This is a genomic window from Streptomyces sp. 6N223 (genome assembly GCF_052246635.1).
GTDB lineage: Bacteria > Actinomycetota > Actinomycetes > Streptomycetales > Streptomycetaceae > Streptomyces.
Genome location: NZ_JBQQCA010000031.1, coordinates 37,642 through 55,805, shown reverse-complemented (window position 1 = coordinate 55,805; position 18,164 = coordinate 37,642). Strand labels below are relative to the sequence as shown.

Below are 18,164 nucleotides of genomic sequence, written 5' to 3'. Positions count from 1 at the left end.
TCGTCCGCGCCAACCCCTCCCTCTTGCGGGCGGGGGCCGTCGCGCAACCGGCCAGCCTGCCACGACAGCGCGGAGCAGTAGGGGGCAAGTTCACCATTTTGAGCAGGGGTTGCCGGGCGCCTCACGGGAAAGGGCCCTGCCCCATACCCTGACAGTGTCCAGCTGTACAGGAAGGGGCAAGGCCATGTCCTCTGATGCGACCCCGGGGCCCGTCGCCTTCGGTCAGCGAGTCCAGATTCTCCGCAACCGGCGAGGCATGTCCCGCCCTGTGCTGGCTGGTCTGGTGGGGATGTCGGTGAGTTGGCTGAAGCAAGTCGAAACCGGCAAGATCCAGACGCCCAAGCTGTCGATTATCCTGCGCTTCGCCGAGGCCCTGCGCGTCCGGGACCTCTCCGAACTAACAGGCCAGGAGTCCATGCCTGTCGACCTCTTCATCGGCCCGGGGCACGCGCGGCTGCCCGCCGTGGCGGCCGTCATCAATGCCTTCCCGCTCTCTGCGACGTCGCGCCAGGCGCCGCCCGCCGCTCATCTTCGCGCGCGGCTCGCTCGAGCGTGGTCCGCTCGGCACTCGTCGCCGGACCACCGCGAGGTCATCGGGGCGCTTCTGCCGGACCTGATCCGGGACGCGCAGCTTGTGGTGCGACAGGCCGAGGGTGCGGCAGAGCGCCGCGCCGCGCAGGCCGCGCTCGCCGAGGTGTACAGCCTCAGCCAGTTCTTCCTTGCCTACCAGCCGGATTCGGCGCTGCTGTGGCGGGTGGCTGAGCGGGGCATGGTCGCCGCGCAGGAGTCCGAAGACCCGCACGCGATCGGCGTCGCGGCGTGGCTGCTGGCCAACGCTCACAGGGACGGCGGGCCGCCTCATCTGGACGCGGCCGACGCTGTGACGCGGGAGACGCTGAGCTATCTGGAACCGCTGTTGCCTGACGCCATTGACGATGTACGGGCCATCGCAGGCGCGTTGCAGTTCGAAGCCGGGTATACGGCCGCGCGTCGTGGCGATACCGGTGTTGCGTGGTGGCACTGGGATAAGGCCCGGAAGATCGCCAGGAAGCTCCGCGGCGACTACTACCATCCGATCACCTCGTTCTCGCAGGCGATCATGGGAGCCCACGCGGTCACCGTGGCGGTGGAGTTGCGGGCAGGCGGTGAGTCGGTGAGGCAGGCGGCGGCGGCGGATGCCATGACGATTCCGTCCCGGCCACGCCGGGCAAGGCACCGCATCGAGGAAGCGCGCGGCTACCAACTCGACGGGCAGGCGGATACCGCCCTGGCGATGTTGGACCGGGCGCACGAGGCGGCGCCGGAGACGATCCGCTACAACGGCTACGCGCGCAGGATCGTGCTCGAGGAGACCGAATCGAAGTCGCCGGAGCGGCGGCGGCGTGCGTCCGAACTGGCGGTCAAGATCGGCATCTTGGCGGCCTGAACGCTTGTGCGGGGGCAGGATTCCTGCCCCTTCTCCCGTCTGGCCAGTCCTACGGTCGGTCATCACCTGATCACGATGACCGTGAGGGCCGACCGATGGACCAGATCGCGAGAGAGGCGGACACCCCGCCACAGCCCGCCCCCGACCTGCCTGCGTGGCTGCCACCCGCTGACGTTGGCGTGCGCAGCACGCGGTGTGGCGAGGCGTTCGACGCGGTGCGCGTCGCGCAGTGGATCGGGGCCTACGCGCTGGAGTTACTGGCCGGGCGCTCCCGGGGCGTGATCGCCGACCGCCGCGACGGCGTTCTGTACTGGCTCATCCCGCCGGGCTCGGCCGTGGATTGGGAGCTGCCGGTCACGGTCTACGGGTCCGCGTGCTACGTGCCGGTGCCCTCCCTCGTCCCGCGCGGCGCTCGCGGCGTGCAGTGGCTCGTGCCCTTGGAGGGCGACGGCCTCACCGACCCCGCCGAACTGCACGACGCACTCGCGGCGGCGGTCGCCGCCCTGTGCGGCCCGCGTCCGGGGGCTGCGCGGTGAACGCCGTGGCGACGTGCTGTGGGTGGTGCGAGCGCGCCACGACCGAGCTGCCGCACGGTGTGGTCCCGGTCCTCGTCGGCGTCATCGAGGTGGCGTCGGGTCCAGGGTGGTCGGTGTACGCCTGCGGGCTGTGTGTGGACCGTCACGGAATCGTGCCGGCCGTCGAGCAACCGGACACCTGGCGCGGTGAGGTCACGTACCGGTCGGCGGCGGCATGATGACCGAGCCCGAGCCCCGGCACGACTACGCCACCCTCACAGCCAGTCAGGTTGCCCGGATCGCCGCCGAGATACGGCCGACCGTGGAGGCGCTGCTGAGGGTCCACGGCTACCTGCGCCGTGACGAGCCACTGTGCATCGTCGACGGGCGACTCGCCATGCCCGAGGGAACCCCGGAGGACCTCCTCGCGTGGCCGGTCGACTACCTCATCAAGGCCGCCGCCGACCGCCTGCTCGCCGAGAACGCATGCGAGGACCAGACCGCCGCCGACGCGGGAGGGGCCCGATGCTGACCCCGGCCGGGTACGACTCGCTGATGGTCACGCCGGCGACCGTGCGCGTCGGCGACGTGCTCACCATTGACGGCCAGCAGATCGCCGTCGTGGACATGCGGGCCGTGGGCGGTACTCGGGATGCGGTGGTGCTGGGCCTCGCCTCGGGCGCGCGGATGGTCATGCGGCAGGGCATGAGCTGCAACGCCCTCCGGGCCAGAGGACGGGCGCGGTGATGGCGATGGCGGTCGAGCAGGCCGACGACATCGAGGAGTCCGCACCTCCGCCGGCGTGGGACGACGAACTGCGCGGCCTGGTGTGCGCGTTGTGCCGCCGTCCCCTGCTGCCGACCTGGCGCGCCGTCCAGCTGCTCGATGTCGTCGAGCACAACGGCCGTGCCTACGGCCTGTACGCCTGCGCCCCGGAGTGCTCGACCTTCGACGACAGACCGGAGGTGATGAAGCGCATCCTCACCGCCCTCCGCGCCCCGGCCGACCCCCAGCCGCCGCCGTGACGGCCCCAAGCTGCCTGCCGCCCGGCGCCCGGCTCTCCCCAACTCCCCGCTCCGGCCCCGCGCGGGCCATGGGCGCGGCCCGCACCGGTGTGTCGGGGCCGGAGCGGTGGACGACGCCCGCCTGCGGCGTTCACCGGGCGGGCAAGGACCCCGGCCGCCAAGGGGGCGGCGGCCGGGGCACCGACGCCCGCGGCCGCCCGCGTCGCGCCCGCGCTCTGCGGCGCCGGTCGCCCCTCTACCGTGAGACCCGTATTCCTGGAAGGAAACTGACGACGTGACCAACTTCCCCGCCGGCCGCACGCTGCGGATCGGCAGCCGCAGCTCACCCATGGCTCTCGCCCAGGTCGATCAGGTCTCCGCGTTGCTGCGCAAGCACGTTCCCGACCTGGCCATCGAGGTCGTGCCGGTGACCACGGAGGCCGACCGGTGGCAGGGGGATCTCGCCCGCCTGGGCGGAAGGGCCTGTTCACCCGGCAGATCGACCAGATGCTTCAGCGCGGCGAGGTGGACGCGGCCGTGCACTGCGTCAAGGATGTGCCGGGCGATGTGCCCCTGCCCGAAGGGCTGATCTTCGCCGCGTACCTCGAACGCGACGACGTGCGGGACGTCCTCGTCTTCCCCGAAGGCTCCACAGCCCAGAGGCTCGATGACCTTCCGCCGGGGGCGACGGTCGCCACCTCCGCCGTGCGGCGTAAGGCCCAGATCCTGCGCGTGAGGCCCGACCTCAACGTGGTCAGGGTGCGTGGCCTGGTCGGCACCCGCCTGGCCAAGCTCGACGGCACGAAGGGGAACCTCGCGGCCGACGCCATGGTGCTGGCCGCCTCCGGCTTGGGCCGCCTCGACCTCGTCCACCGCGCTCGGCAGTGGTTCACCCCCCACGAGATGCTGCCCGCCGTCGGCGCCGGAGTCATCGGCGTCGAGTGCCGCCGCGACGACACTGACGTGGCCATGCTGCTGGACCGCATCAACCACGAGCAGACCATGACGGAGGTGACGGCCGAGCGCGTGATGCTGCACGGCCTGCGCGGCCACTGCAACAGCCCGATCGCCGGGCACTGCGTCACCGAACCGGACGGGCAGCTCTCCCTGCGCGGGATGGTGTTCTCACGCGACGGCAGCAAGTTCGTCCACGCCCACCTCTGGGGCGAGGAGTCCAACGACCCGGCCGTGCTCGGCGCCCGCGTCGCCGCCGAGCTGCTGCGCCAGGGCGCCCGCGACATCATCGACGGCATCCCGCACTGACGCGGCTCCATCAGCAGATCGGGGTCGAACAGGCCAGCGACATTGGTCCGTTCGACCCCACACTCACGTCACGGCGGGGGCACCGACTTGCGCGTCCGCAGATCCGGGCCCCTCACTCGTCCGGGGCGGTCTCATCTGGCCTCTGCTCGGCCACGTATGTTCCGCGCTGCGGCACCGTGAAGACGTAGCCCTGCTCGCGCAGGTACCGCACGGCGTTCCGCGCGGTATCACGGGCCACGCCGAAACGCTTCACGAGATCTGATTCCGAAGGAATCTTGCGATTCACCTCAAGGGCGCCGCGCTCGATGTCGGCGATGAGCAGCGCCGCGATCTGCCGGTAGACCGGCGTCGGCGACTCGTGATCGATCTCTCCCGCAGCCATGGCACAAACGTAGACGTGCGCAGGCGTAGGCCACCTGAGCCGTATGTAGGTAGACGAGGGCAGACAAGTTCGTTTATGGTCGAGCCAACAGGAAAGCCCCGACGACGGCGGGCAGGCCGTCGGCCGGGGCATAGCCCATCAGCCAACAGGGAGCTGACGAACGTGCCCGACCTTATCGCGCGCGCCCTCATGTGGCTGTTCTCGCTGCTGCCCGCAGGCCGCGGGACGCACCGCCGGGAGCGTCCCCTGCCGACCGGGGAGAGCCCCGTCATTCCCGCCTCGGAGCCTGAACCGACGGACGAGGCGGAGCACTCCGGCGTGATCCTGATGGACGACGAGTCGCTTCTCGTCCCCTGGTATGTCGTGCTGGCCGAGTCCGCCGTGTGGCTCGAACGACGGCAGGCTGAGCTGCGAGAACGCGACGACAAGCGCCGCGCGCAGCGTGCGCGGCGAGTTCAGGCGCTCATCGACGGGGCCGGGATCGAGGTTCATGGGCGCGTGTACCGCTGGCCGGAAGCGCTGGCGGCTGCCGGGTAGCCACCTGACCCGCCGCCGTGGCTGGGGTCCGCCGCCCACACCCCGGCACCCCACCCGGGGTTGAGCGGGGCGGGGGTGGGCGGGCAAGCGCGGGTGGTTGAGCGCCCACCGCAACCACCGACGGCCTGGGTGGGGTGCCGGGGTGTGGGCGGCGTCAGATGCGGGGTACTCGCCGCGCGTGGACGGACGCATCGACCCGTACGTCGCGGCGGAGCCCGACCCGGACGGGGACGGTCGGCTGCTGGTCACCCTCGCCTCCGGCCGCACCGTGCGCGTCAGATGCGAGGTGCCGGCGGAGGGCGTGCTGCGGCTGAGCGCCACCGGCCCGCCGGAGGTTCCCGCGCCGGAACGGCGCTCGCGCCTGCCGGACCCCATCCTCCTCGACCTGCCGCACCGCCCGGCGCGGCTGACCCGCGTCCCCGGCGGCACCCTCATCAGCGGGCCGGGCGTCGAGGCGGTCTGGGAGACCGGCGGCCACGACCAGCTCGACCACGCCGAGGGCGCGCCGCAGGACCTGTGCTTCGGCGCCTTCCAGCGCTTCTCCGAGCCGGAGGGCGACACCGTCCCCTTCCACGCCGGCTACCGCCCCGCCACCTCCGGCACCCCGGCCGGGTGGGTCGAGACGATCCACCTCGCCCCCGAGGCGGCGGTCTACGGCGGCGGCGAGAGCTACCAGGGCATCAACCTGCGGGGCCGCCGCCGCAGGCTCCGCAACGTCGAGGAGCACCGCGCGGCCGGGCGCGACTCGGCGTACCTCAACGTGCCGCTGCTGTGGTCCGACGCCGGCTGGGGCCTGTTCGTGCACGGCGGCGGCCCGGTGGACGCCGACCTCGGGGCCACCCACTCCGAGGCCGCCCTCGTCGAGTCCACCGGCGAGGAGATGGACCTCTTCCTCATCGCGGGCGACGCCCCCACCATCCTCCGCCGCTACCTCGCCCTCACCGGCCGCCCGCGCGAGCTGCCGGAGTGGGCGTTCGGCGTGTGGATGAGCCGCTGCTCGTACTTCACCGCCGAGGAGGTGCTGCGGACCGTCGACACCCTCAACGGCGCCGGCTGCCCGGTGGACGTCGTGCACGTCGACGAGTGGCTGGAGGAGAGCGTGCTGGAGGACGCCTCCTGGAGCGCGGGACCCGACCGCGCCCGCTTCCCCGCCGGCTGGGCCCGCCCGCTCGCCGAGACCGGCGTGCGGACCAGCCTGTGGATCAACCCCTACGTCAAGCGCGGCACCCCGCTCGCCGACGCGCTCGCCGCCCGCGGCTTCCTGCTGAAGGACGCCGACGGTGACCCGGCCGCCACCTCCGACAACCCCGACACCTACCTGGTGGACTTCCTCAACGCCCCGGCCCGCGAGTGGTGGTGCGAGCGGCTGGCCGCAACCCTCCGCGAGGAGGGCAATGCCGCCGTCATGTCGGACTTCGGCGAGGAGATCCCCGGCCACGCCGTCTTCGCCGACGGCAGCACGGGCGTCGATCGCCGCAACAGCTACGGCCTCTTCTACCAGGAGACGGTCCGCGAGGCGGGCGAGCGGGCCCGCGGCGAGGACGGCGAGGACTTCGTGCCGCTGTCCCGCTCCGGCACCGCCGGCTCGCAGCGCGACCCCGCCCACTGGGCCGGCGACCTGCCCTCCACCTGGAGCGGCCTGGTCTCCACGCTGCGCGCCGTGCTGTCGATGTCGCTCAGCGGCTTCTCCGTCGTCACCTTCGACGCCGGCGGCTACTGGACGCCCGCCTCCTACCGCCAGGCCGCCAAGCTGCGCGCCACCATGACGCCGGACGCCGTCACCGCCGACGTGGAGCCGGAGCTGTACGGGCGATGGGCCCAGTGGGCGGCGTTCTCGCCGATCACCCGCTTCCACGGCACCGGGCGGCGCGAGCCGACGGCGTACCCCGAGCCGGCCCGGAGCGCCGCCGTCGCCGCCTGCCGGCTGCGGCGCCGCCTCCGCCGTCACATCGCGGAGGCCGCCGCCGGGCCGCTGCCGCTGATGCGGGCGATGCCGCTGGCGTACCCCGGGGACCGGCAGGCCCGCGACGCCGAGCTGCAGTACCTCCTCGGGCCCGACATCCTCGTCGCGCCGATCCTCCAGCCCGGCGGCCACCGCGCCTTCTACGCTCCGCCCGGGGAGTGGACGCCGCTGCTGGGCTGCCCGCCCGTGACCGGGCCGGGCTGGCGGGAGGTGCGGTGCGCCCCCGACCAGTTCCCGGCGTACGTGCGCGCCGAGCGCGGTGTAGCGGGCGTACTGGACGAAGAGGAATGATTAGCCACCCGCGGGGGCGGTTACTCGTGGCGCCATGACGCAGACCCAGAACATCGCAGACTTCGTTCTCTCCCGGCTGCGCGAGTGGGGCGTGGAGCACGTCTTCGGGTACCCGGGCGACGGCATCAACGGGCTGCTCGCCGCCTGGGAGCGCGCCGGGAACCGGCCGCGCTTCGTGCAGGCGCGGCACGAGGAGATGTCCGCGTTCGCGGCGGTCGGGTACGCGAAGTTCTCCGGCCGGGTCGGGGTGTGCGCGGCCACCTCGGGGCCCGGCGCGATCCACCTGCTCAACGGCCTGTACGACGCGAAGCTCGACCACGTGCCCGTCGTGGCGCTGGTCGGGCAGACGGCGCGCAGCGCCATGGGCGGCTCCTACCAGCAGGAGGTGGACCTGCACGGCCTGTTCAAGGACGTGGCCTCCGACTTCCTGGAGACCGTCACCGTGCCGCAGCAGCTGCCCAACGTCCTGGACCGGGCGCTGCGCACCGCCTACGCCCGCCGCTGCCCCACCGCCGTGATCATCCCGGCCGACGTGCAGGAGCTGGACTACGAGCCGCCCGGCCACGAGTTCAAGATGGTGCCCTCCAGCCTCGACCGCAGCGACTACTCCGAGGTGCCCACGGACGACGCGCTGCGCCGCGCCGCCGAGGTCCTCAACGCCGGCGAGCGCGTCGCCATGCTGGTCGGCCAGGGCGCGGCCGGCGCGCGGGCGGAGGTGGAGCAGACCGCCGAGATGCTGGGCGCCGGCGTCGCCAAGGCGCTGCTGGGCCTGGACGTGCTGCCCGACGAGCTGCCGTACGTCACCGGCGCGATCGGGCTGCTGGGCACCCGCCCCTCCTACGAGATGATGCGGGACTGCGACACGCTGCTGACGATCGGCTCCAACTTCCCCTACAGCCAGTACCTGCCGGACTTCGACCACGCGCGCGGCGTGCAGATCGACATCGACCCGCACATGGTGGGGCTGCGCTACCCCTACGAGGTCAACCTCGTCGGGGACGCCGCCGAGACGCTGCGCCGGCTGATGCCGCTGCTCAGCCGCAAGGTGCGGCGGGATTGGCAGGAGGACATCACCGCGTCGATGCGGCACTGGCGCGAGGTGCTGGAGCGCCGCGCGGAGGTGGACGCCGACCCGGTCAATCCGGAGTACGTGGCGCGGGCGCTGGACCCGCTGCTGCCCGGCGACGCGATGCTGACCGCCGACTCGGGGTCGGTCGCCAACTGGTACGCCCGCCACCTGCGGATGCGCGGCTCCATGCGCGCCTCGATCTCCGGCACCCTGGCGACGATGGGCTGCGGCGTGCCGTACGCCATCGGCGCGAAGTTCGCCCACCCCGACCGGCCGGCGATCGCCCTCGTCGGCGACGGTGCCATGCAGATGAACGGCCTGGCCGAGCTGATCACGGTCGCCAAGTACGCCGGCGAGTGGTCCGATCCCCGGTTCGTGGTCGCGGTGTGGAACAACCAGGACCTGAACCAGGTGACCTGGGAGATGCGGGCCATGAGCGGCTCCCCGCAGTTCCTGCCCTCGCAGCGCATCCCCGACGTGCGGTACGCCGACTTCGCCCGCACGCTGGGCATGACCGGCATCCGGGTGGAGAAGCCCGAGCAGGTGGAGCCGGCCTGGCGGGAGGCGATGGCGGCCGAGGAGCCGGTGGTGGTGGAGTTCCTCACCGACCCGTCGGTGCCGCCGATTCCGCCGCACGCGACCTGGCAGCAGATGGAGTCCACGGCCGCCGCGATCCTCAAGGGCGACGCCGAGGCGGGCGCGGTGGTGAAGCAGGGGTTCAGGGCCAAGGTGCAGGACATCCTGCCCGGCCGGAAGCACAAGCCGACGAGGCATGAGAAGGATGAGAGGTGACATCGCGATGCGCGTCGCGTTTCTCGTCGCGCCCGAGGGCGTCGAGCAGATCGAGATGACCGACCCCTGGGAGGCCCTGACCGCCACCGGGGAGACCCCGCAGCTCATCAGCACCCGCCCCGGGAGCGTCCAGGCGTTCCACCACCTGGACAAGGCCGACACCTTCCCGGTCGACCAGACCGTCGCCGAGGCGTCCGTGGACGAGTTCGACGCCCTCGTGCTGCCCGGCGGCGTCGCCAACCCCGACTTCCTGCGCCTGAACCGCGACGCCGTCGCCTTCGCCAGGGCGTTCTTCGACGCGGGCAAGCCGGTCGCGGCCATCTGCCACGCGCTGTGGACCCTGGTCGAGGCCGACGTCGTGCGCGGCAGGCGGCTGACGTCGTGGCCCAGCCTGCGCACGGACATCCGCAACGCCGGCGGGGAGTGGGTCGACGAGCCGGTCGTGGTCGACCAGGGCCGGGACCGGCCCAACAGCCTCGTCACCAGCCGCAAGCCGGACGACCTGAAGTTCTTCGACGAGGCGATGCTTGAGGCGTTCGCCGGGGCACCGGGGACGTCATGATCGAGCTGGCGTTTCTCAGTCCGCTGTTCAGCCGTCCGGGCCCGTGGGCCTCGGCGTACTTCGACACCACGCGCGCCACGGAGGACGCCGCCCGCCAGCAGGAGCTGCGGGCGCGCGGCATCCGCGACCGGCTGGCGGCGCAGGGCGCTGACGAGGCGACCTGCGACGCGCTGTACCTGGCGCTGGCCGCGCTGCCGCCCGAGCCGGGGCATCCGGGGCGGGCGCTGTTCGCGACGGAGGGCGAGGTCGTGCTCGACGTGCCGCTGGCCGCGCCCCCGCCGCCGTCGCCGTCGCTGAGCTGCTGGGCCGCCCTGCCGCGCATCGCCCCGATGGTCGAGTTCGGCAGGCAGGAGCCGACGTGCCTCGTGGCGTACGTCGACCGCAAGGGCGCCGACCTCCAGCTCCGCCGCGAACGCGCCACGACCGCCGCCGGGCAGGTGACGGGCCGGGACTGGCCGACGCACCGCACCGCCTCGTCCGACTGGTCGGAACGCCACTTCCAGCTCGCCGTCGAGAACACCTGGGAGGAGAACGCCGCCCGCATCGCCGACACGCTCGCCAGCGACATGGCGCGCACCGGCGCCGAGGTGCTGGTGCTGGCGGGCGACGCGCGGGAGCGGCGTTCGGTGCACGACCGGCTGCCCTCGCCGCTGCGGGAGGCCGCGACCGAGACCGGGCACGGCGGGCGGGCGGAGGGCGCGAAGAGCCAGCCGCTGGAGGAGGACATCGCCGCGGCGCGGGAGGAGTACCTGCACTCGCGGGAGTCCGAGACGCTCGACCGCTTCCGCGCCGGGCTGGCCCCGGCGGGCGGGGCGATCGAGTCGGTGCAGGGGCTGCCGGCGCTGGTGGGCGCGGCGCAGGAGCACCGCATCGCCGAGCTGCTGTTCCGGCCCGGCGGCGAGGGCCTGGAGCGCGAGGTGTGGGTGGGGCGGGAGCCGGACCAGCTCGCCCTGCGGCGTGCGGACGCCGAGGCCCTGGGCGGCCGGGACGCCGAGCCCGAGCCCGTCAAGGCGCGGGCGGACGACGCGCTGCTGCGCGCGGCGGTCGCCACCGGCGCCGAGGTGGTGCCGGTGCCGCCCGGCGAGGACATCCCGGCGGGGGGTCTGGGCGCGCTGCTGCGCTGGGGATACGAGCCGCGGGAGCGGGAGCGGAACGAGGGATCGGGCGGTGGCTGATGACGGCATGGCCGACGACGTGACCGCGGACGAGGAGGACACCGACGCGCTGTGGCGGAGTTCCACGACGCGGTGAACATGTCGAGTCCGGAGCTGTCGGAGTGGCTGGCGATGGAGGGCGTCGTTCGTGGGGCGAAACCTGAAGGTTCTTCCACCGCCGACAACGCCAACCCCACGTCATCCGCTACACCCTCGACGAGTGAACTCAAGACGCTTCTGATCAGTATGACCGACCAGACGGCGCTCGATGTCAAGCAAACTTGACATCGAGGCGCGGCGCCTCGTAGCGTGTCAAGTGTCCTTGACGCCGCACCGGAGGATGGCACCCGTGCAACCGCATAACGAGATCAAGGCGAGCGCTCGGCTCGTGCGAGGTCGGTGACGGCTCGGCCCTTCCCGCCGTCGATCACCTGGCCGCCTACGCCGGTCTGGCACCCACCACCCGGACCTGCGGCTCCTCCTTCCTCCATCCGCGGTGAACACCGCCATGCTCCACGACGGCGCCCTCTGCCAGCCCTCCAAACCAGCAGCTTGACGAAGAACATGGAGCGCTTTTAGCGCTCGGATGTGGGAGTCGTCTACCGCCGCGGTGATGGAGCGGGTACCAGGAGGCGTTACTTCGAAAGGGGCGGTGATGCCTGCTTCGCCGGAGGAAGGGCGAGCCGACGCCGGTCTTCCGCCGGTCGACCGGCGGCGATCACGCCGCCTGGCGTGCGGCCTCGGTGCTGTTCGAGGTTGAGTTGGTCCTTAAATGTCTCGTTGACCGACTCGATGACCTGCCGCAATGGTTTGAACAGCGGGGCGCCGGGCCGTTCCGGCTCGCCCTTGCGGGCTGGCCGCAGCAGCCGGATGTCCCGTTCGGCAAGCTGGTCTTCGAAGGTGCGGCCGAAGTAGTTGTTGTCGCCGATCAGCGTCTGTCCAGGGCGGGCGGAGGTCAGGCCCGGTTCGGCGGCGAGCAGGTCCAGCAGGGTTTCGCGTTCGTCGGCCTTGGCTCCGGTCAGGGCAAACGCGACGGGTAGGCCCTGGAGGGTACACACCAGGTGCAGGCGCATGCCCCAAAAGAAGCGGTTGTGACTGGCGCAGTACCCGTACTCGGCCATCCGGCCAGGTCCGAGGGTTTGACGGTCTCGCGGGAGCGGCCGCATTAAAACGGGGTGGAGTCCACGATCCACACGTCGTCGCTCCACACCGAGGTGTCGGCGGCCAGCAGCCGGGTGACCCGCCGCAGCAGCGCGGCGGCCTTGCGCGGGCGCTTGTTGTAGCCGGGCTGTTGGGGCAGGTACGGGAAGAGGTGCCGCAGGTGAACGCGGGCGTGGCGCAGCCACCTGGCCTCGGAGGTGAAGCCGGGCATGGCCTGCATCATCGCCAGCGTGACGAGTTCGGCGTCGGTGAGCTGTGGTGTGATCCCCACGGTCGGACGCCACGGCGCCAGATGCGGAGCCGCCTTCAGCAGGCTGTCGGTCTTCACATAGAGTGCCGTCGCGAGGTGTCCTGGTTGTTTGTCACAAAACGATCTTGAAATTGATCATCCGGTGAGTCTTATCCAGTCACCGATGCACCAGAAAGGATCGTGGCATGTCCAGCGGCCGTCTCATGCGCATCCACAGCGCCGCATTCCAGGCCATGGCCGAGAGGGTCCTGAGGGTCACCGAGCTCACCTCCCGCCTGAACGTCCTGCCTTTTGAGGATGAAGCGGGCAAGGCGGAACTGTTCGAACAGATCCTCGGCAAGCCGCTGCCGCCGAAAGTCACGGTCTATCCGCCCTTCTACACGGACCACGGCCTGAACCTCGACCTCGCCGAGCGTGTCTTCATCAACCAGAACTGCACGTTCCTGGACTATGCCGGCATCCGGCTCGGCGAGCGCGTGATGATCGGACCGAAGGTCACGTTCATCACCAGCGGCCACCCGGTTGATCCCGAGGAGCGGCGGCTGTACCTCACCGGCGCACCCATCGACGTGGCGGAGAATGTGTGGATCGGTGCCGGTGCCACGATCCTGCCCGGCGTCAGCATCGGCCGAGACGCCGTGGTCGCCGCTGGCGCGGTCGTGGCCGATGACGTTCCGCCGGCAAGCCTGGTGACCGGTAGTAAGGCAACCGTGCACCGAAAGTGGTGACGACCTCTTCGGAGCCACGGCGAGCCCCGGCTACGGGCAGTCATAACCACATCGGAAGCCTGGCGCCTCTCCCCGAAGCAAGCTGGCTCCAGTCCAGGGGGCAAGAGACCCTGCGCTCGCTCACCGACCCTTGGAATTGATCGTCTAGCAGCAAAACACCACCTGATCTGCGACGGGCGCGGCACCCCCCGTCGCCGGGCGTCTCTGCCGGCCACGCCGCCGTCCCGAGGCCCTGCTCGGCGACAAGGGCCACGACTCCAACCCCACGATGAGAAGGCGGTCTTCAGACGGCGAGTGGCAGTATGGCGCTATTTCTCACCTTGCTGGGTTCGTTGGCGTTTCGACGAAAGTGAACCTGCGCGTAGATCTCCTCACCACCCAACTCTGTATCGAGTTTGCTTCGCTCGACCTTGAAGATGAAGGTGCGAGTCTGGATGGCTGCCGATGGCCTGTAGGTTCTGATCGGCTGATTGATGATGTGGTCGTCGGAGAAACCGCCGCCGACGCTGCCCTTATCCGATTCAAACAGGGCCACACTCTCCGCGAAACCATCCTGAAAGGCCAAATCATCTGGGGTGAAACTTGCCGTATATTTGACGGTGAACACAAAGTCATTTCCTTCTGGTTCGACGCTGATCGTCGGAGCGTCTGTATAATCCGCCATCTCTATTCTCCTCTCGCGGCCGGGCTTACTGCCCTTTGATCGGCAGTACGAACCTCGCCTTCTCACGATCACGCGCGACTACCATCACTGCAACCCCAAAACCGTGTCGTTGGCGATGCCGGTTTCACGAGGACAGTCTCTGGCTCCCACAGCGGCTGCAAGCACCCCCAGCGCGATCTGGGCCGAGGGACACCACGGAGGGGCAGGAGTTACCGTCAGGGGCATGACGGAGCAGGCCGACGACCCGCCGACCCCGACACGGCCATCGACGTTGTGGGCGGCCTGCCTCATCGGTGGCGGTCTGGTGGTCGATATCGGCGCACGTGAGGCCCCGGGGGAGATGGTGCCGCTGCCGCGAGAGGAAGTGGCGGTGGTTGGACAGCCAAGGCCTAATCCAGCCCCGGTTGCCACAACAGGCAGGCATGAACCAGCCGTGCCACGCTTGATCCGTGACCCTGTTCGACAAGTGGGGTGGCGCGACGCCCCAGAACGTGGTCTGCTGGTGGAACAAGGGCCAGCAGGCCGCCGCCATGCTCGGAGAGAAAGAGATCGGCATCGATCTCCGCGTCATGGACTACATGAAGCGCTACGACATCCCGGGGCTGTCCCTGGGCATAACGCGGGACGAGCGCCTCATTCTGGCCAAGGGGTACGGTTGCAAGGAAGAACAGCTGCTTCCCGGCCGCCCGAATCCAAGCTTTTTCCGCCTGCCGGTGCAGCCCGAGACCCCGTTCCGCATCGCCAGCATCTCCAAACCCATCACCGCCGTAGCCGTCATGACCCTGATTGCAGCGGGCCGGCTGGGACTGAACGACAGGGTATTCGGCCCCGGCCGGGTGCTTAACCGGTTCCATACCCCCGACCCGCCTGCGCCACCGCCACCGCCCCACGTGCGGGACATCACCGTCCGCCACTTGCTTGAGCACACCAGCGGCTTGGGCTTCATCGGCAATGACGACGTCATGTTCCTCGACTCTGGCGGTCCCCAGCTCAGTATGACCCGGGACCAGCTGATCCAATGGGTGGTGAGCAACACGGAACCTGCGACCCAGCCTGGCAGCACGTACAGGTACTCCAACTTCGGGTATTGCGTGCTGGGAAGAATCATCGAAGAGGTTAACCAGGACAGGCAGTCCTACGAGGAGTACGTCCTGAACAACGTGCTCCGTCCCTGCGGAATTACCGATATGCGCATCGGATCCAGCACCCCGGCCGGACGGGTACCCGGCGAGGCGAAATACTTCCCCACCGAGACTGGCACGCAACAGCCATGCACCCCGCTCATGCTGAACGATCCTTATCGCCTGAACATGCTCCGCATGGACGCACACGGCGGCTGGGTGGCTTCCGTCATCGATCTGCTGCGCTTCGCCGTCAAAACCGACGGTCTGACCGCGGTCGCCGATCTGCTCACTCGCACTGACCTGGACACCATGACTACCCCATCGAGCACCGCTCCGGACTACGGTCTCGGCTGGGCAATTCGGCGGGAGTACGAGGTCGGGTTGAAGCCATTCCTGAAAATGCGCATCCGGTGGTCCTGGGGACACCTCGGGACGCTCCCCGGTACCATCGGCTACCTTCTGATCCAGGATGACGGCGTCTCCGTAGCCGCATTGGCGAACAAACGCCCGGGAAGCAATGTGTCCGATCTCGAGTGCTACGGCGGGGAATTCGCCTCCATGCTGCGAGGGATCGCCCAAGCCGTATCGAAATGGAAGAAGTGGCCGGCCTACGACTTGTTCGCCTGCTACTGACGAGCACCGGGATGGCAAGGGTTGCCAGGCGAGGTACGGCGTTTTCGGGCAGGGCCCCGTGCAGGCATCGGACCCCGACCGCCGCGACCGGAATCTGCGGTGTCGGTCGGGGAGCGGAATCTCCTTAGATCCCGCCTTGAGATCCTGCCGATCTGGTCTGCCGCGATCTCGACGATATTGATCAGAAACGCATTGGGTTCATTCGTAGAGGAAGAGCTCTTCGATCCTCAGGTCGAAGAGCTTGGCGAGACGGAAGGCGAGGGGAAGGCTTGGGTCGAACTTCCCTGTCTCGATGGCGTTGATCGTCTGCCTGGACACGCCCGTACGCTGAGCCAGTTCGGCCTGCGTCCAGCCCCGTTCGGCGCGAAGGTCCGTGATGCGGTTCCTCATCAGTATCGGATCTTGCCGACGACGAAGGCGACCATAAAGACGACTCCCATGAGCGCGGGGAGGACGGCGATATCGACGTCGGGGGCGACGAGGCTGGCGGCGTCGGCAACGACATAGGAGAATCCGAGGATCCATCCCACGCCGAGGGTGACCGCCAGCGCATCCTGCATGATTTTCCGTTGCAGCTCATCGAGCGCGCGGAGAAAACCCGTGAAGGCGACGATCCAGCCGATGCCGACGGCGAGATTGACGGCAACGGCGGCCCAGCTCGCCGCCCGCTGTGGCGTATCCCATAGAAGTTGCGGGCCGAACTTGGCCAGGGCAAGGGTCGCCGCCCAGCCGAGTGTCCAGAGCACGAGCCGAGCGCTCGCCTTGATCTCGTTATGCGGTTGCACGGGCGCCATCCATCGATGCGGTGTCAAGGACACTTGACACGCTACGAGGCGCCACGCCTCGATGTCAAGTTTGCTTGACATCAGCGCCGTCTCGTCAGTCACACTGATCAGAAGCGTCCTGAGTTCACTCGTCGAGGGTGTAGCGGACGTGCAGGGCTTTGAAGTAGCCGGTGATGACGTGGGGTTGGCGTTGTCGGCGGTGGAAGAACCTTCGGGTTTCGGCGGCGAGTTCGGCCTGGTTTCTGGCCCGGTGAGCGTGGGGCAGGCTCCGCTTGAGGTCGGAGTTGACCAGCTCGTCCGGGTTCAGTTCGGGCGAGTACGAAGGCAGGAAGTGCAGCTCGATCTCGTCCTCGTGGTCGGCAAGCAGGCCCGGACGGTCTTGGAGCGGTGGGCCGAGTGCCGGTCGACGATCAGGTGGACCTTCCGGTCGACGTGCCCGACGAGCCGGGCGAGGAACCGGCACACGACCTTCGCGTCGAACGACTCGGTGAAGACCATGAAGTGCATCCGGCCGCGCGTGCTGATCGCGGACATCGCGTTCACCCAGAACCGGTTCCCGCTGCGACGGACGACCGGAGACTTTCCCTGCTCACCCCAGGTGCGGCCGGTGACCTGGTCCGAGCCGACCCCGACCTGGTCGGCGAACAGGACTTCGCCGTTCAACGAGCCTGAACCCAAAGCGTTTGGGGATCAATAGCTCTGGCAGTTGCCCCACCGGTCCCTGGGCGATGTCTCGCTGGATTCGGTTGCGGTCGAAAGAGTTCCGGAATAGCTGCCTGGCACCAGATCGGTGCCGACCGGTTCGAAGAACTCGGCCGACCGGATGAGGCGGCGATGGGGGGCCCGGCGATCCGGGCCCCCCATGAAAGCGGATCAGGATAGGTGGGCTGTCTGAGCGTCCATTGCTGGTTGGCGCCGCCGTGGCGGTCCCACAGCTGCACCTGCGTGCCCGCCGTCGTGGAGGCGTTCGGACCCTCGGGACACCGGCCCGAGCAGCTAGCCGATGCTCGACCCGCCGCCGGACGTGTTGCTCCACTCGGCGCTGTAGTTGTTCAACGAGTACCGCTTCCACTCATTGCTGGTCGAGGTGATCTCGATGCCGAACTGCATCGTGTCGAAGTCGGTGTTGCGCAGGAGGCCCTGCTCCGCGGCCCATCGCCAGACCGCCAGGGCATCCACGGTGCCGGTATCGCTTTCCGTGGCAGGGATGAACTGCAAGACGTTCCAGCCCGGGTCGGCCTGCCAGACACTCTCGTAGAGGATGCCGCCGATCGTCACGTTGGACGCGATCTGCGTTCCCCAGCCGCCTGCCGGTCCCGGGTGCCAGCTGGTGAAGATCATGACCTCGTCCTGGCTGTCGGTGGACCAGAGGTCGGCCGTCCAGTTCCACCAGTCTTCGCCGGAGGCAGGGGCCGACGAAGTCTCGTACGTGAACGTCGCCGATTGCATCTGGTCCAAGGGGGTCTGCGGCCTGACCCCGATATTCGGGTAAGACTTGATGCCGCCGCCGGACTGGATCGAATCGACGTACCACGAGTTCATGCTGTTGACGGTGATGCACTGCGTGTCGGTAGCCTCGTTGCCCCAGACGTTGTTGTAGATCGTCCAGTCGCCTTCGGTGTACTCCCCCCACCTATCGCACGAGGTGTAGACCTGGGCTTGCGCCGGAGACGCGAGAACACCCAGGAGCCCGGCGATCGCGAGGACGATCAGGGCCAGCCGGCGGAGAACAGCCGACTTGCCGCTGACGGAATTCGTCTGACCTTGCCTTCCTGCGCGGGGGGCGATCAGAAGTTTGTGCTTACGAGGTTTCACAAGCCGTCCCTTTCGTGGGGGGTGGGGGTGGCTCCCGCGGGCGGAG

General features: G+C 69.5%; 19 protein-coding genes and 3 pseudogenes. 14 read left to right on the top strand and 8 right to left on the bottom strand.

From position 1 onward, the window contains the following. The first annotated feature begins 184 nt into the window (after window positions 1–184). From ACTWQH_RS19810 to hemC, 6 genes and pseudogenes are all read left to right on the top strand, one after another. Complete coding sequence (locus ACTWQH_RS19810; protein WP_443287968.1) at window positions 185–1,426, top strand: helix-turn-helix domain-containing protein; 1,242 nt, start codon at window positions 185–187, stop codon at window positions 1,424–1,426. Window positions 1,427–1,521: 95 nt separating this feature from the next. Further along, window positions 1,522–1,962: a hypothetical protein gene (locus ACTWQH_RS19805; protein WP_443287967.1), complete on the top strand. Its 441-nt coding sequence runs from the start codon at window positions 1,522–1,524 to the stop codon at window positions 1,960–1,962. 214 nt (window positions 1,963–2,176) lie between these two features. Further along, the gene (locus ACTWQH_RS19800) at window positions 2,177–2,473 is read left to right on the top strand and encodes a hypothetical protein (RefSeq protein WP_443287966.1); all 297 of its coding nucleotides are present in this window, start codon (window positions 2,177–2,179) and stop codon (window positions 2,471–2,473) included. Beyond that, window positions 2,467–2,688, top strand: a complete 222-nt coding sequence (locus ACTWQH_RS19795) for a hypothetical protein (protein ID WP_443287965.1) — start codon at window positions 2,467–2,469, stop codon at window positions 2,686–2,688. The genes ACTWQH_RS19800 and ACTWQH_RS19795 overlap by 7 nt, the downstream gene beginning before the upstream one ends. Continuing rightward, the gene (locus tag ACTWQH_RS19790; protein ID WP_443287964.1) at window positions 2,688–2,966 is read left to right on the top strand and encodes a hypothetical protein; all 279 of its coding nucleotides are present in this window, start codon (window positions 2,688–2,690) and stop codon (window positions 2,964–2,966) included. The genes ACTWQH_RS19795 and ACTWQH_RS19790 overlap by 1 nt, the downstream gene beginning before the upstream one ends. A gap of 328 nt (window positions 2,967–3,294) precedes the next feature. After that, window positions 3,295–4,208 (top strand): annotated as a pseudogene (hemC, locus tag ACTWQH_RS19785) (hydroxymethylbilane synthase). Between the two features lie 112 nt (window positions 4,209–4,320). Here hemC and ACTWQH_RS19780 read toward each other — a convergent pair. Beyond that, a complete protein-coding gene (locus tag ACTWQH_RS19780) occupies window positions 4,321–4,590 on the bottom strand; it encodes a GntR family transcriptional regulator (RefSeq protein WP_443287963.1) in 270 nt (89 codons plus the stop codon). A gap of 162 nt (window positions 4,591–4,752) precedes the next feature. Here ACTWQH_RS19780 and ACTWQH_RS19775 point away from each other — a divergent pair, with 162 nt between their 5' ends. The 6 genes from ACTWQH_RS19775 to ACTWQH_RS19750 all read left to right on the top strand — a co-directional run bounded on the left by ACTWQH_RS19775 (window position 4,753) and on the right by ACTWQH_RS19750 (window position 11,243). Continuing rightward, window positions 4,753–5,127 (top strand): hypothetical protein, encoded by a 375-nt coding sequence (locus ACTWQH_RS19775; RefSeq protein WP_443287962.1) that lies wholly within the window; start codon window positions 4,753–4,755, stop codon window positions 5,125–5,127. A 178-nt stretch (window positions 5,128–5,305) separates the two neighbouring features. Further along, on the top strand, window positions 5,306–7,381 hold the full coding sequence (locus ACTWQH_RS19770) for a glycoside hydrolase family 31 protein (protein WP_443287961.1): 2,076 nt from the start codon (window positions 5,306–5,308) through the stop codon (window positions 7,379–7,381). Between the two features lie 34 nt (window positions 7,382–7,415). Further along, window positions 7,416–9,242, top strand: a complete 1,827-nt coding sequence (locus tag ACTWQH_RS19765; protein ID WP_443287960.1) for a thiamine pyrophosphate-requiring protein — start codon at window positions 7,416–7,418, stop codon at window positions 9,240–9,242. Between the two features lie 7 nt (window positions 9,243–9,249). Beyond that, complete coding sequence (locus ACTWQH_RS19760) at window positions 9,250–9,804, top strand: type 1 glutamine amidotransferase domain-containing protein (protein WP_443287959.1); 555 nt, start codon at window positions 9,250–9,252, stop codon at window positions 9,802–9,804. Further along, complete coding sequence (locus ACTWQH_RS19755) at window positions 9,801–10,979, top strand: baeRF2 domain-containing protein (protein WP_443287958.1); 1,179 nt, start codon at window positions 9,801–9,803, stop codon at window positions 10,977–10,979. The genes ACTWQH_RS19760 and ACTWQH_RS19755 overlap by 4 nt, the downstream gene beginning before the upstream one ends. A 51-nt stretch (window positions 10,980–11,030) precedes the next feature. Further along, entirely contained in the window at window positions 11,031–11,243 is a 213-nt protein-coding gene (locus ACTWQH_RS19750; RefSeq protein WP_443287957.1) for a hypothetical protein, read from the top strand. 428 nt (window positions 11,244–11,671) lie between these two features. Here ACTWQH_RS19750 and ACTWQH_RS19745 read toward each other — a convergent pair. Then, window positions 11,672–12,501, bottom strand: a pseudogene (locus ACTWQH_RS19745) (IS982 family transposase); the annotation flags it as partial. A 53-nt stretch (window positions 12,502–12,554) separates the two neighbouring features. Between ACTWQH_RS19745 and ACTWQH_RS19740 the strand changes: the two are divergent. After that, a complete protein-coding gene (locus ACTWQH_RS19740) occupies window positions 12,555–13,097 on the top strand; it encodes a DapH/DapD/GlmU-related protein (protein WP_443287956.1) in 543 nt (180 codons plus the stop codon). Window positions 13,098–13,380: 283 nt separating this feature from the next. On the opposite strand, the gene ACTWQH_RS19735 is transcribed toward ACTWQH_RS19740, so the two are convergent. After that, a complete protein-coding gene (locus tag ACTWQH_RS19735; RefSeq protein ID WP_443287955.1) occupies window positions 13,381–13,761 on the bottom strand; it encodes a hypothetical protein in 381 nt (126 codons plus the stop codon). A 449-nt stretch (window positions 13,762–14,210) separates the two neighbouring features. Between ACTWQH_RS19735 and ACTWQH_RS19730 the strand changes: the two genes are divergently transcribed. Further along, window positions 14,211–15,518: a serine hydrolase domain-containing protein gene (locus ACTWQH_RS19730; RefSeq protein ID WP_443287954.1), complete on the top strand. Its 1,308-nt coding sequence runs from the start codon at window positions 14,211–14,213 to the stop codon at window positions 15,516–15,518. 198 nt (window positions 15,519–15,716) lie between these two features. Here ACTWQH_RS19730 and ACTWQH_RS19725 read toward each other — a convergent pair whose 3' ends face one another. The 5 genes and pseudogenes from ACTWQH_RS19725 to ACTWQH_RS19705 form a co-directional block, all read right to left on the bottom strand. Further along, complete coding sequence (locus ACTWQH_RS19725) at window positions 15,717–15,908, bottom strand: helix-turn-helix transcriptional regulator (RefSeq protein ID WP_443287953.1); 192 nt, start codon at window positions 15,906–15,908, stop codon at window positions 15,717–15,719. Next, window positions 15,908–16,303 (bottom strand): hypothetical protein, encoded by a 396-nt coding sequence (locus ACTWQH_RS19720; RefSeq protein WP_443287952.1) that lies wholly within the window; start codon window positions 16,301–16,303, stop codon window positions 15,908–15,910. Before ACTWQH_RS19720 ends, ACTWQH_RS19725 begins: the two co-directional genes overlap by 1 nt. Before the next feature lie 124 nt (window positions 16,304–16,427). Next, a complete protein-coding gene (locus tag ACTWQH_RS19715; RefSeq protein ID WP_443287951.1) occupies window positions 16,428–16,766 on the bottom strand; it encodes a transposase in 339 nt (112 codons plus the stop codon). 196 nt (window positions 16,767–16,962) lie between these two features. Continuing rightward, window positions 16,963–17,283 (bottom strand): annotated as a pseudogene (locus ACTWQH_RS19710) (RICIN domain-containing protein); the annotation flags it as partial. Window positions 17,284–17,299: 16 nt separating this feature from the next. Next, window positions 17,300–18,118 (bottom strand): hypothetical protein, encoded by an 819-nt coding sequence (locus tag ACTWQH_RS19705; protein ID WP_443287950.1) that lies wholly within the window; start codon window positions 18,116–18,118, stop codon window positions 17,300–17,302. Window positions 18,119–18,164: the final 46 nt, after the last annotated feature.

What these genes read in the sequence shown, in the direction of transcription:
- ACTWQH_RS19810 (WP_443287968.1), top strand. Translation starts at nt 185, where the DNA reads ATGTCCTCTGATGCGACCCCGGGGCCCGTCGCCTTCGGTCAGCGAGTC.
- ACTWQH_RS19805 (WP_443287967.1), top strand. Translation starts at nt 1,522, where the DNA reads ATGGACCAGATCGCGAGAGAGGCGGACACCCCGCCACAGCCCGCCCCC.
- ACTWQH_RS19800 (WP_443287966.1), top strand. Translation starts at nt 2,177, where the DNA reads ATGATGACCGAGCCCGAGCCCCGGCACGACTACGCCACCCTCACAGCC.
- ACTWQH_RS19795 (WP_443287965.1), top strand. Translation starts at nt 2,467, where the DNA reads ATGCTGACCCCGGCCGGGTACGACTCGCTGATGGTCACGCCGGCGACC.
- ACTWQH_RS19790 (WP_443287964.1), top strand. Translation starts at nt 2,688, where the DNA reads ATGGCGATGGCGGTCGAGCAGGCCGACGACATCGAGGAGTCCGCACCT.
- ACTWQH_RS19780 (WP_443287963.1), bottom strand. Translation starts at nt 4,590, where the DNA reads ATGGCTGCGGGAGAGATCGATCACGAGTCGCCGACGCCGGTCTACCGG.
- ACTWQH_RS19765 (WP_443287960.1), top strand. Translation starts at nt 7,416, where the DNA reads ATGACGCAGACCCAGAACATCGCAGACTTCGTTCTCTCCCGGCTGCGC.
- ACTWQH_RS19760 (WP_443287959.1), top strand. Translation starts at nt 9,250, where the DNA reads ATGCGCGTCGCGTTTCTCGTCGCGCCCGAGGGCGTCGAGCAGATCGAG.
- ACTWQH_RS19755 (WP_443287958.1), top strand. Translation starts at nt 9,801, where the DNA reads ATGATCGAGCTGGCGTTTCTCAGTCCGCTGTTCAGCCGTCCGGGCCCG.
- ACTWQH_RS19740 (WP_443287956.1), top strand. Translation starts at nt 12,555, where the DNA reads ATGTCCAGCGGCCGTCTCATGCGCATCCACAGCGCCGCATTCCAGGCC.
- ACTWQH_RS19735 (WP_443287955.1), bottom strand. Translation starts at nt 13,761, where the DNA reads ATGGCGGATTATACAGACGCTCCGACGATCAGCGTCGAACCAGAAGGA.
- ACTWQH_RS19725 (WP_443287953.1), bottom strand. Translation starts at nt 15,908, where the DNA reads ATGAGGAACCGCATCACGGACCTTCGCGCCGAACGGGGCTGGACGCAG.